Origin of the sequence: Shimwellia pseudoproteus, from assembly GCF_016415625.1 — a bacterium.
Lineage (GTDB): Bacteria > Pseudomonadota > Gammaproteobacteria > Enterobacterales > Enterobacteriaceae > Shimwellia > Shimwellia pseudoproteus.
Map to the genome: position 1 here is coordinate 1 of NZ_WBXP01000038.1, position 13,861 is coordinate 13,861.

Below are 13,861 nucleotides of genomic sequence, written 5' to 3' on the forward strand. Positions count from 1 at the left end.
GATTCGATGTGTTTGCGGGAAAAAAATCGGCCCAGATCCGCGAAATTTTAATCAGCGAGTCAGCTTGGGAAGAAATGACCTGCTTATTCGCACCTTCCCAAAGCGTGGAAGCTGCTCGAAGGCACACCGGAGCAGCACAAAGCGCAGGACGTTTACAACATCAGACGAGACGAATTAGAAGGAGCGGCTGCTTAATGGCACATTCGATTACTGTAAGACTAAACAAGCCCGCAAGAGAGTTTCAGGCCGGGGAAAATATCGGATTCAACATCCGTGCTGGCGTTCAGTATTACGATCGCCAGACAAAAAAGAAAGAATGGACAAACTACAGCGCCGTTGTATTTGCCAAGCCGGGAGCGCAAGCGGATTACTACCGTAGCGTTCTGGTTGAAGGAGGCATTGTGGAAATTACCGGAGAAAACATCAGGGTTGATGTTTATCAGGGGCAAAATGGTCAATCAATCACTCTTGAATTACTGAATGCAAAGATTGGATTTGCAGCTTCAGGAAATGGCCAGCAGCAAAGTAGCAATCATCAAAATCATCCTGAATACGACGATTCAATTCCCTTCTAGATTAGCAAAATAAGGCTCCCATTATGCCAGCTCCTCTGTATGGTGCGGATGACCCGCGCCGCTGTTCCGGCAATTCCGTATCGGAGGTGCTGGATAAATTCAGAAAAAACTACGACCTGATAATGTCGCTACCGCCGGAAACGAAAGAGGAAAAGGAATTTCGCCACTGTATGTGGCTTGCAGAGAAAGAAGAACGCGAGCGAATTTACCAGACATCAATCCGACCATTCCGCAAAGCCACATATACCAACTTCCCTGAATATATCGACCCGCGCCTGCGTAATTACCGCTCACGCTATGGCGCTATCAGTAATGACTGAGGAATTTACCATGAGAGGACTTGCATACAATCCCGGCATTCTTCCGGCAGAAATGATTATTCGCCAACGCGTAAAGCCAATGCCATCGAGAGAGGAATTGCTTAAGAGAAATTCTTTTCCTTCAGTGAATCAAAACAAATATCTGAATGCGATGTGGCGGAGTGGTAAGAAATGAAACAAATGACACTAATTGAGATGGATGGTTTTCTGAAAGGTAAATGCATCCCACGAGATTTAAAGGTTAACGAAACAAACGCTGAATATCTGGTGCGTAAATTTGCTGAAGCGGAGGCCAAGTGCGCGGCGCTGGCGGCGGAGAATGCGGCAATGCATGAAACTATTGCAGCCGTTCGCAGTGTTGCGGATAACTCCAGTGGAATTGCCGGATGGCATTTGAATGGCGATATCGCCACATGGGAAGAGATTCTTCCTGAAATTAACGATATCGAAACCCCAGCCACCGACGCTCTCCTGGCTGAAGTGCGGGCGCAGGGGGTGGAGATGTTTGCGGAGTGTGCATACACACTTGAACATCATGATCACGCAGTAGCTTTTGCGGCCGAGCTACGTAAAGGAGATAGACAGTGAGCGAAATTAATTACCAGGCACTGCGTGAGGCAGCAGAACGTGCAATTCCAGCAATGGAACGCCTGTTAATGTTGCCAGCTGATGATGATTTGTTAAGTGAACAGGAACTTAAAGATTACGGTGTAGATATTGATGCGCTCAACGCCTTCAAATTTCTGGCCGGACCAGAAACCGTGCTGGCACTACTGGATGAACGGGAAAGAAACCAGCAATACATCAAACGCCGCGACCAGGAGAACGAGGAGATTGCGTTAACGGTAGGGAAGTTGCGCGTTGAGCTGGAAGCCGCAGAGAAGCGCAACGCAGAACTGGAAGCGCGGGAAATACTGCTCCCGGAACGTAGCAGTATGCTTCATCGAACAGATTTTCACGATGATTACCAAACGGTAATGGCATACAAAGTTTCTGAAGTCATCGATGCAATCCGCGCTACTGGCATTCGCATCAAAGGAGAGTGATATGAGCAGGAATACGGGTTTGTAAAAGATAACGCTTGTGAAAATGCTGAATTTCGCGTCGTCTTCACAGCGATGCCAGAGTCTGTAGTGTCAGATGATGACCGTACTCAAACATCGGGTTGAGTATTATCTTACTGTTTCTTTACATAAACATTGCTGATACCGTTTAGCTGAAACGACATACATTGCAAGGAGTTTATAAATGAGTATCAATGAGTTAGAGTCTGAGCAAAAAGATTGGGCGTTATCAATGTTGTGCAGATCCGGTGTCTTGTCTCCATGCAGACATCACGAAGGTGTTTATGTAGATGAAGGTATAGATATAGAGTCGGCATACAAATATTCCATGAAGGTTTATAAGTCTAATGAAGACAAATCCCCATTCTGCAATGTGCGAGAAATGACTGATACCGTGCAAAATTATTATCACGAGTACGGTGGAAACGATACTTGCCCTCTCTGTACAAAACATATAGATGATTAAACCAAATATTACATAACAATCCTCGCACTCGCGGGGATTTCTTTTATCTGAACTCGCTACGGCGAGTTTTGTTTTATGGAGACAAGAAATGTCAGATTTGGCTATGAAGGTTTTGAAATGGCAATCGACTGGCGATGTCGGCATCAGTAGCGCAACTCTTGCCTCAATCGCATGTGGCCTGAAAAAGAATATCTATGGTCATCACTTCGGCGCTCCCCATGACGCAGCAGACTTTCGGCGATGCGTTGCACTTGTTGAGCAGATTCCAGAAATCAGAGATTCATTCGACAAGGTTGCAAAGCGCGTTCCAGCATTCAAAGGAATCCTCAACGAATGGGATTCACTCGTTGCTCTGTTGAAGTCTGAAATGAAGATACACGGAAACAAAGCACCAGAGACTTACAGAAGAATCAGCGAGCTACGCAAGGACTAACTATGGAATCACACCGCCTCACACTCGATGAGGCATTTTCATTTATCAAGATATCCAGACCTACCGCAATAATACCAACTCAATAAATGGAGATTCCAGGTGGAAGAAGAAATCTTCACTCGTGAAGAGGCAGCGTCGTATCTGAAGGTAGACAAAGGCACTATCACGCAGTGGATACGAAGTGGACGACTTCAGGCCGCAAAGATAAATCCAGATAAACCTAAAAGCCCATATCGCATTTGCAAGTCAGACTGCATTGCGGCGCTTAAGTCTGTAAGACACAATAGCGCGGTGAATGCGGTTGATGTGCAGGAGGTTAAAGCATGTCAATCAAACTACGCGGTGGCACGTGGCACTGCGATTTCGTCGCGCCAGATGGATCAAGAGTTAGACGCTCTCTTGAAACATCGGACAAAAGGCAAGCGCAAGAACTTCACGATCGTCTGAAAGCAGAAGCGTGGAGAGTAAAAAATCTCGGGGAATCACCGAAAAAGCTATTCAAGGAAGCCTGCATACGGTGGCTGCGTGAGAAATCGGATAAGAAGTCCATTGATGATGACAAGAGCATTATATCGTTCTGGATGTTGCACTTCAGAGAAGCCATTCTCTCTGACATAACAACAGAAAAAATAATGGAGGCGGTAGACGGGATGGAAAACCGCCGCCATCGCCTGAACTGGGAGATGAGCCGGGACAGGTGTTTGCGACTTGGCAATCCGGTGCCGGAGTATAAACCAAAGCTTGCAAGCAAAGGAACTAAGACGAGGCATCTGGCAATACTTCGCGCCATTCTCAATATGGCTGTTGAATGGGGATGGCTTGACAGGGCACCCAAAATATCAACACCACGCGTTAAGAATGGACGCATCAGATGGCTTACAGAGGAGGAATCGAAGCGCCTGTTTGCAGAAATTGCTCCTCACTTCTTCCCTGTGGTCATGTTTGCAATCACGACAGGCCTTCGCCGTTCCAACGTTACAGACCTTGAGTGGTCACAGGTCGATCTGGATAAGAAAATGGCATGGATGCACCCTGATGAAACAAAAGCTGGCAATGCGATCGGAGTTCCTCTTAACGAAACCGCATGCCAGATATTAAGAAAACAGCAGGGGCTCCATAAGAGATGGGTATTTGTCCACACCAAACCTGCCTACCGAAGCGACGGAACAAAAACAGCAGCGGTAAGGAAGATGAGAACCGACAGCAACAAGGCATGGAAGGGAGCGTTAAAGCGGGCAGGCATTAGCAACTTCCGCTTCCATGATCTGAGGCATACCTGGGCAAGCTGGCTGGTTCAGTCCGGTGTCTCTCTTCTTGCACTTAAAGAGATGGGAGGATGGGAAACTCTCGAAATGGTTCAAAGATACGCCCACCTTTCAGCCGGGCATCTCACCGAGCACGCAAGCAAAATCGATGCGATTATAAGTCGCAATGGCACAAATACGGCACAAGAGGAGAACGTGGTTTACTTAAATGCTAGGTAACTTATTGATTTAAATGGTGCCGATAATAGGAGTCGAACCTACGACCTTCGCATTACGAATGCGCTGCTCTACCAACTGAGCTATATCGGCCCTGAAGACCGTGCTTGCGATTGCGAGCACGGTGTGCAAGGGTAAGGAAAAGTGGGTGATACGTCAATGGCCTGGATGTCTGACCGGCGATTTTTGCACCACCCTCCTCCTCATCAGGCACGAATAGTGTTATCCCCGAAGCCAATCCATTTGTAGGTTGTCAGCGCCTCCAGCCCCATCGGGCCACGAGCGTGCAGCTTCTGGGTGCTTACAGCCACCTCAGCCCCGAGGCCAAACTGGCCGCCATCGGTAAAGCGGGTGGACGCATTAACATACACCGCCGATGAATCCACCTCATTCACAAAGCGTTCTGCGTGGCGAATATTACGCGTCAGAATCGCATCGGAATGCTGAGTACCGTGGGTGCGGATATGATCAATCGCCTCATCGAGGGAATCCACCAGCTTCACATTCAAATGCAGCGACAAAAACTCATTGTCGTACTCTTCGGGCTTCACCGGAACCACAGCCGCCGGGCCATCATCCAGCAGGCCTATCACGTTCTGATCCGCATGCAGGGTCACCCCTTTCTCCGCCATACGCTGGCTCAGGGCGGGCAAAAACTCACAGGCAATAGCTTTATGTACCAGCAGGGTTTCCACGGTATTACAGGTGCTCGGGCGCTGGGTTTTCGCATTGGTTATCACATCCAGCGCCGGAGCCACTTCCGCGCTCTCATCCACCAGAATATGGCACACCCCAATCCCGCCGGTAATCACCGGGATGGTGGATTGTTCACGGCACAGCTTATGCAGGCCGGCACCGCCACGGGGGATCAGCATATCGATATACTGATCCATGCGCAGCATCTCGCTCACCAGCGCGCGATCCGGGCTATCAATTGCCTGTACCGCACCGGCAGGCAGGCCGCAGGTTTCCAGCGCCTGCTGGATAACCTTCACGGTAGCCGCATTAGTACGGTAAGTCTCTTTACCGCCGCGCAGGATCACCGCATTGCCGGTTTTCAGGCACAGTGAAGCCACATCCACCGTGACATTAGGGCGGGCTTCATAAATAACGCCAATCACCCCTAACGGCACCCGACGCCGCTCAATACGCAGCCCGCTGTCCAGCAGGCCACCATCAATCACCTGGCCCACCGGGTCCGCCAGATTACACACCTGGCGTACGTCCGCGGCGATCCCGGCTAAGCGTTCTGTTGTCAGCGCCAGACGGTCAAGCATCGCCTCACTCAGGCCACTGGCCCGGGCGGCGTCAACATCCGCGCGGTTTGCCGCCAGAATCGCCTCTGCCTCAGCCTCCAGGGCATCAGCAATGGTCTCCAGCACCCGGTTTTTCTCCCGGCTGGAGAGCAACGCCAGTTTATAAGAAGCCGCCTTCGCCGCTTTACCCATTTGTTCCAGCATGCTCAGCTCCTTAATTGACAATCATATCGTCGCGGTGCACTGCCACCGGGCCATATTCATACCCCAGAATCGCATCTATCTGCTGGGAATGGTGCCCGGCAATACGCCGCAGTGCATCACTATTATAACGGCTCACCCCGTGGGCAATATCGCGCCCTTCCAGGCTGCGGATCCGCACCACTTCACCGCGGGAGAAGTTACCGTCAATCTCTTTAATGCCCTTCGGCAACAGCGAACTGCCGCGCTCGATAATCGCGACCCGCGCCCCTTCATCAACGGTTATCTCCCCCGCAGGCGGTGCCCCGAAGATCCAGCGTTTACGGTTTTCCAGCGGGGACTCCTGGGCGTGGAAACGGGTGCCTACCGGAATACCTTCCAGCGCATCCCCAATCACCCCCGGCCGGCTGCCCGCCGCAATAATGGTTTCGATACCCGCACGGTTAGCCACGTCAGCCGCCTGCAATTTGGTGCCCATTCCCCCGGTCCCCAGGCCGGAGACACTGTCACCCGCAATGGCGCGCAGTGTCTCATCAATACCGTGTACGTCTTTAATCAGCTCCGCGCTGGGATTATTGCGCGGATCGGCGGTGAACAGGCCCTGCTGGTCGGTTAACAGCAGCAGTTTATCTGCCCCGGCAAGGATGGCGGCCAGCGCCGATAAATTGTCATTGTCGCCTACTTTAATTTCGACCGTGGCAACCGCGTCATTCTCATTAATCACGGGAACAATTTTATTGTCCAGCAGTGCATGCAGCGTATCCCGGGCATTCAGGAAACGCTCGCGATCTTCCATATCGGCACGGGTCAGCAGCATCTGGCCAACGTGAATACCGTAAATGGAAAATAGCTGCTCCCACAGTTGGATCAGGCGGCTTTGCCCGACAGCGGCCAGCAACTGCTTGGAGGCAATCGTTGCCGGGAGTTCCGGGTACCCAAGGTGTTCGCGCCCGGCGGCAATAGCCCCGGAGGTGACAATCACAATACGATGCCCCGCAGCGTGGAGGTGCGCACACTGGCGAACCAGCTCCACAATATGGGCGCGATTCAGGCGGCGGGAGCCACCGGTCAATACACTGGTACCCAGTTTTACAACCAGGGTCTGGCTGTTACTCATGATTTTCTGCCGTTCAACAAAATAAGATTAACCAGCTGACTGTTTTAACAGGCATCGCGCTGCTTGCCAACTGGCGAAGAGAAAACCCCTCACGGGGATGACTGTCACCTATAATGCCATTTTTCCCGGCCTGACCCTATTGGCAAATTGCGTGATCCTGGCCAAAAAAAAGCCACCTGAAAGGTGGCTATTGACGACGGATGGCCCCAGAGCGGAGCCCGACCACCGCCGGTGGCAGTTACGCGGTCAGTTTGATGGCCTGTGCGTTGCCATCATCAGCGGGCAGCAGGCCTATTTTCAGATCGTCCAGCAAAGCCCGCAGGCGCTCATGGAAGTCACGCAATGTCTGGGCCAGCTTCTCGTCCACTTCCGGCTCGTTGATCTCTGTGGTCACCCAGTTACCGTTTTTGTCGAACAGACCAATCTGGTAGACGTAAGTAAAATGGTCTGGCTGCGCTTCCAGCTCAAGCCACCAGCCCCAGAACTCACGTTTCTCCGGTGCTGGTTTCACATTCACGCACACGGCCAGACAATCGAAAAAGAAACGGTTGCCCTCACACTGGTTCTCCCTCAGGTAAGGGCCCAGCGCGTGGAACTTCTTCAGCAATCTACTTCGGGTATGTCCACTTGGTAACGTCATTGCGATCTCCTTTTGTGAAGTCACTGTTTTACCAAACTGTTAAAAATTATCAATCCATTAACTAAGATGTTGCTTAACGCAAATGCCGCTGCATCCATTCAGCGGTCTGGCTCAGTGCTTTATCAAAATTGCGGTACACCGGGCGGAACGGGATGGGCAGCAATTTGCCCTCAGACGATGACGACGCAATCAGCCGTGACTCCTCCTCCGGGCTGAAGGGATCATTATCCCAGTATCCAGACAGCATCGGCGTCGGGCTACGGCGACCAAGCAGGCCCTGGGTTTTCAGAGAGTAGCGGTTCAGCTCCACCCGCAGCGCGTTATCGGAGGCATCCGCCATGCCTAAACGGCTGGCCAGAACATCCAGATACATCTCCGGCACCCTGCCCTGCTGGAGCGGGTCAATCAGCAGGTTGTGAACAATCGGCCCCAGGCACGCCACCGCTTTCAGGCGGCCGGCCTCCAGGTAACCGAGGCGTACCGCAATATTGGCGCCAAAACGGAACCCAAATGCCGCCACCCGGGTATGGTCCACCCAGGGGACATCGCACAGGGATTGCAGCACGTGCTGATGCAGCAAACTGGTGTCCTGGGTCAGGGTCCATTTAGAGGACAGGCCGACCGAGGGCACGTCAATCGTCAGCATCGCCATCCCCAGCGGGGCAAAGTAACGTTCAAACAGGGCATAGTAATCGCTTTGTAGCGAATCCAGCCCGCCGCAAATCAGCACCGTCGGGCAAGGGCCATCGGCATTGGCCGGGAGATGCAGAAAGCCGGTGATATCGCTACCGCCAGGGATACTGAAATCCAGTTGCCGCAGGCCTCCCCCCAGATGGGTCGCGGCCTCAGAATAAGCACGATTTGCCAGCACCAGCGCCTGTTCAGAGAGGCTATCCCCTTTGATAAACGGATAGGCGGCAATGCTGTACAGGTTACTGGCGTTGAGCCACTCCCGCCCTTTGGTGGTGGATTCATCCTGGAGCCCGGCTTTTTGTTGCCAGAGCATCGCCTGTTTGGACCATTCATAAATCCAGTTTCCCCCCCGATACCCCACAACGGTATCGAACAGCCCCTCGTCGGTGCGCTCGGCATTACTGGCCGCAATACGCGAGAGCACTTCGATGATTTCACGGGGGTCCACGCCGCGCCATACCCACAGCAGGCGGTTTAGCAACCGGTACCAGCGGTGATCAGTACGGCCATCAAGGGCGGAGGTGATAGACGGCGCGCTCCCTTGTTGAAAACGGCGCACCAGGGTCGATGTTTCAGGATGCTTAAAACGCGGCTTAAAGAGTGTTTCGCTGAGGTTAGCCTGGGACATTACGTTCTACCTCTGAATGTCTGTCATTGGCGCTATTGTACCTGCTCTGGCGCTAAAAAAAATTACGCCCGGACAAGCCGGGCGTAAATTACATTTTCTGACGCAGCGCGCAAATAGGGGGATTAACGGCCACCCAGCGGCGGTACAAAGCAGATCCCCATATCCCAGGGCTGCTCAATCCAGGTGTTCTGCTGGATATCAATAACATAGTCATCAACCAGCGGTTTACCGGCCGGTTTAGCGAAAATAGTCACAAAATGCGCTTTCGGATACATTTCACGGATTGCAACCGCAGTGCCGCCGGTATCAACCAGATCGTCGATTACGATAAAGCCTTCACCATCCCCTTCGGCGCGTTTGATAACTTTCAGTTCACGCTGGTTATCGTGGTCGTAGCTGGAGATGCAAACGGTGTCCACGTTGCGCAGACCTAACTCGCGTGCCAGCAATGCACCCGGTACCAGGCCACCGCGGCTGACCGCAATGATGCCTTTCCACTGGTCAGCAGGCAGCAAACGGCTTGCCAGTGTGCGTGCATGGATCTGCAACATGTCCCAGGTGACGACGTATTTTTCGCTCATGTGAATGAATCCCAGCCTGTTAAAAACGGCTTAAAAAGTGTTCAGGGGAAAATAGGTTGCGCGAGATTATAGAGATCCACAGCCTGAAAAACCAGTGTTTAGCAGGATTGAGGGCGGAATTTCCCCCCGGAAGTGCTCCACCGGGCCGGAGAAAGTGTTATCCTCAGCCCATCGCGCAAGCCTCGCTTGTGATGACCAACATCCCGGTAACCCCATGACCGGCCTGTGACTTTTGTGCCGTGTCAACCTCAAGGAGACTCATCGTGTCTGAATTGTCTCAATTATCCCCGCAACCGCTGTGGGATATTTTTGCCAAAATCTGTTCCATTCCTCATCCGTCTTATCATGAGCAACAGCTGGCAGAGCACATCCTGTCCTGGGCAAAAGAGAAAGGGCTGCACGCTGAGCGTGATCAGGTGGGCAATATCCTGATCCGTAAACCTGCCACCCCTGGCATGGAAAATCGTAAACCCGTGGTACTGCAGGCCCACCTTGATATGGTGCCGCAGAAAAATAACGACACGGTTCATGACTTCACCAAAGATCCTATCCAGGCCTACATTGATGGCGAGTGGGTAAAAGCCCGCGGCACCACCCTGGGCGCGGATAACGGTATCGGCATGGCCTCCGCCCTGGCGGTACTGGCGGACGATAGCGTAGAGCACGGCCCGCTGGAAGTGCTGCTGACCATGACTGAAGAAGTCGGCATGGATGGCGCGTTTGGTCTGCAGGCTGGCTGGCTGCAGGCTGACATTCTGATCAATACCGACTCAGAAGAAGAAGGCGAAATCTATATGGGTTGCGCCGGCGGTATTGATTTCATCACCACCCTGAAACTGGATCGGGAAGCTATCCCGGCGGGCTACCAGACCGTGAAGCTGACGCTGAAGGGCCTGAAAGGCGGCCACTCCGGTGGTGATATTCACCTCGGCCTGGGCAACGCCAACAAACTGCTGGCCCGTTTCCTTGCCGGTCACGCGCAGGCGCTTGATGCACGTCTGATCGACTTTACTGGCGGTACACTGCGTAATGCCATCCCCCGTGAAGCCTTCGCCACCCTGGCACTGCCGGCGGCGAACGTTGCAACGCTGAAGACCCAGGCAGAAAGCTACCTCGCTATCCTGAAAAACGAGCTGGCGGCAGTAGAAAAAAATATCGCCGTGCAGGTTGAGGGTATCGATACCGATCACGCCGCGATGACCGTTGCCAGCCGCGATGCCTTTATTCGCCTGATGAACGCCACCCCTAATGGGGTGATCCGTAATTCAGACGTGGCCAAAGGCGTGGTGGAAACCTCCCTGAATCTGGGTGTGGTCACCACTGATGCTGCTGAAGCGCAGGTTATTTGCCTGATCCGCTCCCTGATCGACAGCGGTAAAGAGTACGTGGTTAGCGTGCTGGAGTCCCTGGGTGAGCTGGCTGGCGCCACCACCGAAGCCAAAGGCAGCTATCCGGGCTGGCAGCCAGATGCCAACTCCCCGGTGATGCACCTGGTGCGTGAAACCTACCAGCGCCTGTTTAATAAAACCCCGAACATTCAGGTGATCCACGCCGGTCTGGAATGTGGCCTGTTCAAAAAACCCTATCCGGAGATGGATATGGTGTCTATTGGGCCGACCATTACCGGGCCGCACTCCCCGGATGAGCAAGTGCATATTGCCAGCGTGGGCCAGTACTGGATCCTGCTGACAGAACTGCTGAAAGCGATTCCGGCAAAATAATCCCGCCGATTGATTGCTACCAGCCCCCGCCCTGCGGGGGCTTTTTTTTGGTTTATTGCGCTTTACAGGCCAAGCACCAGCTGGCGCTCCAGTAGCGGATCGATCAGGCTGACATGCAGCCCCACCAGCCTGACCCCCCGCCCGCTGCGCCGGTTTTCCCAGGTTTGCCGGGCAGTACGCAGCAGATCGTCTTTATTCAGCGTTGGCCAGACATGCTCCTGGGTCGTCTGCTGGAAATCATCAAATTTCAGCTTGATCCCCTGACGGGCAATGGCCAGATCCGGCCGCACCCGCTGTAGCCGCCGCTCCAGCTCCGGGTAGAGTTGCTCAATAATCGCCTCGCATTCCGGCCACTGATGAATATCTTCCGCCAGGGTGCGCTCCGCCCCGACGGATTTACGTTGCCGATCGTTGCTGATTTCGCGTGTATCGATCCCCTGGCTGCGTTCCCACAGCACCCGCCCGAATTTACCAAACCGTTTCAGGAGCATAGCCAGGTCAGCTTGCTGGACATCGGCACAGGTCCGCAGCCCCAGGGCATCGAGCCTGGCGGCGGTCACTTTCCCGACCCCGGGGATCTTCCCCAGCGGCAGTGTGTGTAAAAATGCCGGGACCTGCTCCGGGGTGATCACATACTGGCCATTGGGTTTATTCAGATCCGAGGCGATCTTGGCGAGGAATTTGATAGGCGCAATACCGGCAGAGGCTGTCAGTTGCAGTTCGCGGTGGATGGTGGCGCGGATCTCGCGGGCCATCAGGGTGGCAGAACCATGACACAACGGCGTGTCGGTGACATCCAGATACGCTTCGTCCAGGGAGAGGGGCTCGATCAGTGACGTGTAGCGGGCAAAAATAGCCTGGATCTGCCGCGAAGCGTCTTTATACGCGTCAAACCGCCCGGGTAGCAGGGTCAGATGCGGGCACAACTTCAGAGCCATAGCGGTTGGCATGGCGCTGCGCACGCCAAATTTGCGGGCCGGGTAATTGGCGGTGCTGATCACCCCGCGCCGGTCCCGGCTGCCGCCAATGGCCAGCGGAATATCGCGCAGGGAGGGATTATCACGCATCTCTACGGCGGCAAAAAAGCAGTCCATATCGACATGAATGATTTTACGCATCGTCACTAACCCAGCCAGAAATCACTGGATAAGTATACAGGTAGATTTACGAAAAAGGAAAATCCCCCCGCTCACGGGGGGCGTATTATGAAGGCGAAAATCGGAGACGGTCAGAGAATACGGTTCTGCTGGCGCTGGGCTTCCCGGGCGATGCGCTTTTTACGCGCATCACAGGGTTCCGGGCAGTTACAGACCTTTTCAAGGCCCAGTGCCGATATGCCACCACAGCTGCCCTGGAGGGTTTTACGCTTCACCAGGTAGCCCAGCGACATCCCCAGCACCACCAGCAAGAAGATGGCAAAGGTCGCCAGGAAAACGATCATCATATTGCCCTCCCCTTAGCCACCAAAGTCATCCAGCAGGATATTTTCATCTTCTACCCCCAGGCTATGCAGCATGGTTATCACCGAAGCGTTCATCATTGGCGGCCCGCACATATAAAACTCACAATCTTCTGGTGCCGGGTGGTCACGCAGATAGTGTTGATACAGCACATTGTGAATAAACCCGGTGTAGCCGGTCCAGTTATCTTCGGCCAGCGGCTCAGACAGCGCGATATGGAAGCTAAAGTTCGGGTTATCCCGGGCCAGCTGTTCAAATTCATCCTGGTAGAACATTTCCCGCAGGGAGCGGGCGCCGTACCAGAAGCTGATCTTACGCTGTGATGCCAGGCGCTTAAGCTGGTCAAAGATATGGGAGCGCATCGGCGCCATACCCGCCCCGCCGCCGATAAACACCATCTCGGCATCGGTCTGTTTGGCAAAGAACTCACCAAACGGCCCGGAAATCGTGACGCTATCCCCCGGTTTCAGGGACCAGATATACGATGACATGATCCCCGGCGGGGCATCCGGTGCAGACGGCGGCGGCGTGGCGATACGCACATTCAGCATGATGATGCCCTTCTCATCCGGGTAGTTGGCCATTGAGTAAGCGCGGATACACGGTTCTTTGACCACCGAACGGTAGCGGAACAGGTTGTATTTATCCCAGTCGCCGCGGTACTCCGCCGGCACGTCAAAGTCCGCATAGTTAATGTCGTGGGGCTCGCACTCAATCTGAATATAGCCACCGGCGCGGAACGGCACCGCTTCGCCATCTGGGATGCGCAGCTTCAGCTCTTTGATAAATGTCGCTTTGTTATCGTTAGAGATAACCTCACATACCCATTTTTTGACCCCAAAAATCTCCTCCGGCAGGTCGAGTTGCATATCGCTTTTTACCGCCACCTGGCAGGCAAGACGGCAGCCCTCTTTGGCTTCGCGCTTAGTGATATGGGACAGCTCTGTCGGTAAGATCTCGCCGCCGCCGGATTTGACCGTCACCCGGCATTGCCCGCAGGAGCCACCGCCACCGCAGGCAGACGAGATGAATATCCCCTGATCAGAGAGGGTATTCAGCAGCTTGCCGCCGGCCGGGGTATGGAACTGCTTGTCGGGCTCGCCGTTGATTTCAATTAATACATCCCCGGATTTCACCAGCTTTGACTTGGCAAACAAGATCAGCACCGAGAGAACCAGAACAATAAGCGTAAACATCACTACGCCAAGAATAATTTCCATATATC

General features: G+C 53.6%; 18 protein-coding genes, 1 tRNA gene and 1 pseudogene. 11 read left to right on the forward strand and 9 right to left on the reverse strand.

The genetic code is table 11. From position 1 onward, the window contains the following. Window positions 1–99 precede the first annotated feature (99 nt). The 10 genes and pseudogenes from F9C28_RS14895 to F9C28_RS14940 form a co-directional block, all read left to right on the forward strand. A pseudogene (locus F9C28_RS14895) lies at window positions 100–195 on the forward strand (ERF family protein); the annotation flags it as partial. Continuing rightward, on the forward strand, window positions 195–575 hold the full coding sequence (locus F9C28_RS14900) for a hypothetical protein (RefSeq protein WP_089640534.1): 381 nt from the start codon (window positions 195–197) through the stop codon (window positions 573–575). The pseudogene F9C28_RS14895 and the gene F9C28_RS14900, both read left to right, overlap by 1 nt. Window positions 576–598: 23 nt before the next feature. Beyond that, window positions 599–895: a phage anti-RecBCD protein gene (locus F9C28_RS14905; RefSeq protein ID WP_199016145.1), complete on the forward strand. Its 297-nt coding sequence runs from the start codon at window positions 599–601 to the stop codon at window positions 893–895. A gap of 10 nt (window positions 896–905) precedes the next feature. After that, complete coding sequence (locus F9C28_RS14910) at window positions 906–1,070, forward strand: DUF2737 family protein (protein ID WP_001214456.1); 165 nt, start codon at window positions 906–908, stop codon at window positions 1,068–1,070. After that, a complete protein-coding gene (locus F9C28_RS14915; RefSeq protein WP_199016146.1) occupies window positions 1,067–1,483 on the forward strand; it encodes a hypothetical protein in 417 nt (138 codons plus the stop codon). The genes F9C28_RS14910 and F9C28_RS14915 overlap by 4 nt, the downstream gene beginning before the upstream one ends. Continuing rightward, the gene (locus F9C28_RS14920; RefSeq protein ID WP_188003120.1) at window positions 1,480–1,941 is read left to right on the forward strand and encodes an ead/Ea22-like family protein; all 462 of its coding nucleotides are present in this window, start codon (window positions 1,480–1,482) and stop codon (window positions 1,939–1,941) included. Before F9C28_RS14915 ends, F9C28_RS14920 begins: the two co-directional genes overlap by 4 nt. A gap of 202 nt (window positions 1,942–2,143) precedes the next feature. Next, window positions 2,144–2,425 (forward strand): hypothetical protein, encoded by a 282-nt coding sequence (locus tag F9C28_RS14925; protein ID WP_000026224.1) that lies wholly within the window; start codon window positions 2,144–2,146, stop codon window positions 2,423–2,425. An 88-nt stretch (window positions 2,426–2,513) separates the two neighbouring features. Beyond that, window positions 2,514–2,858 (forward strand): hypothetical protein, encoded by a 345-nt coding sequence (locus tag F9C28_RS14930; RefSeq protein WP_001281192.1) that lies wholly within the window; start codon window positions 2,514–2,516, stop codon window positions 2,856–2,858. 99 nt (window positions 2,859–2,957) lie between these two features. After that, entirely contained in the window at window positions 2,958–3,305 is a 348-nt protein-coding gene (locus tag F9C28_RS20400) for a helix-turn-helix domain-containing protein (protein ID WP_000390730.1), read from the forward strand. Beyond that, window positions 3,188–4,342, forward strand: coding sequence for a site-specific integrase (locus tag F9C28_RS14940; protein ID WP_227804341.1), 1,155 nt, complete (start codon window positions 3,188–3,190; stop codon window positions 4,340–4,342). Before F9C28_RS20400 ends, F9C28_RS14940 begins: the two co-directional genes overlap by 118 nt. Before the next feature lie 14 nt (window positions 4,343–4,356). On the opposite strand, the gene F9C28_RS14945 is transcribed toward F9C28_RS14940, so the two are convergent. From F9C28_RS14945 to gpt, 6 genes are all read right to left on the reverse strand, one after another. After that, window positions 4,357–4,432 (reverse strand) — tRNA-Thr (locus F9C28_RS14945). A 113-nt stretch (window positions 4,433–4,545) separates the two neighbouring features. Next, a complete protein-coding gene (proA, locus tag F9C28_RS14950; RefSeq protein WP_199016147.1) occupies window positions 4,546–5,799 on the reverse strand; it encodes a glutamate-5-semialdehyde dehydrogenase in 1,254 nt (417 codons plus the stop codon). Between the two features lie 10 nt (window positions 5,800–5,809). Then, window positions 5,810–6,913, reverse strand: a complete 1,104-nt coding sequence (gene proB, locus F9C28_RS14955; RefSeq protein ID WP_199016148.1) for a glutamate 5-kinase — start codon at window positions 6,911–6,913, stop codon at window positions 5,810–5,812. A 238-nt stretch (window positions 6,914–7,151) separates the two neighbouring features. After that, window positions 7,152–7,553: a sigma factor-binding protein Crl gene (gene crl, locus F9C28_RS14960; RefSeq protein ID WP_199016149.1), complete on the reverse strand. Its 402-nt coding sequence runs from the start codon at window positions 7,551–7,553 to the stop codon at window positions 7,152–7,154. Between the two features lie 73 nt (window positions 7,554–7,626). Then, window positions 7,627–8,874 carry an esterase FrsA gene (frsA, locus tag F9C28_RS14965; RefSeq protein WP_199016150.1) on the reverse strand — a complete coding sequence of 416 codons (1,248 nt, stop codon included), beginning with the start codon at window positions 8,872–8,874 and terminating at the stop codon, window positions 7,627–7,629. 122 nt (window positions 8,875–8,996) lie between these two features. Next, window positions 8,997–9,455 carry a xanthine phosphoribosyltransferase gene (gpt, locus tag F9C28_RS14970; RefSeq protein ID WP_199016151.1) on the reverse strand — a complete coding sequence of 153 codons (459 nt, stop codon included), beginning with the start codon at window positions 9,453–9,455 and terminating at the stop codon, window positions 8,997–8,999. A gap of 263 nt (window positions 9,456–9,718) precedes the next feature. Between gpt and pepD the strand changes: the two genes are divergently transcribed. Further along, complete coding sequence (pepD, locus tag F9C28_RS14975) at window positions 9,719–11,176, forward strand: beta-Ala-His dipeptidase (RefSeq protein ID WP_199016152.1); 1,458 nt, start codon at window positions 9,719–9,721, stop codon at window positions 11,174–11,176. A 62-nt stretch (window positions 11,177–11,238) separates the two neighbouring features. Here pepD and dinB read toward each other — a convergent pair whose 3' ends face one another. From dinB to nqrF, 3 genes are all read right to left on the reverse strand, one after another. Beyond that, window positions 11,239–12,294: a DNA polymerase IV gene (gene dinB, locus F9C28_RS14980; protein WP_199016153.1), complete on the reverse strand. Its 1,056-nt coding sequence runs from the start codon at window positions 12,292–12,294 to the stop codon at window positions 11,239–11,241. Window positions 12,295–12,404: 110 nt separating this feature from the next. Beyond that, the gene (nqrM, locus tag F9C28_RS14985) at window positions 12,405–12,620 is read right to left on the reverse strand and encodes a (Na+)-NQR maturation NqrM (protein WP_199016154.1); all 216 of its coding nucleotides are present in this window, start codon (window positions 12,618–12,620) and stop codon (window positions 12,405–12,407) included. A gap of 12 nt (window positions 12,621–12,632) precedes the next feature. Continuing rightward, window positions 12,633–13,856 carry an NADH:ubiquinone reductase (Na(+)-transporting) subunit F gene (nqrF, locus tag F9C28_RS14990; protein WP_199016155.1) on the reverse strand — a complete coding sequence of 408 codons (1,224 nt, stop codon included), beginning with the start codon at window positions 13,854–13,856 and terminating at the stop codon, window positions 12,633–12,635. Window positions 13,857–13,861: the final 5 nt, after the last annotated feature.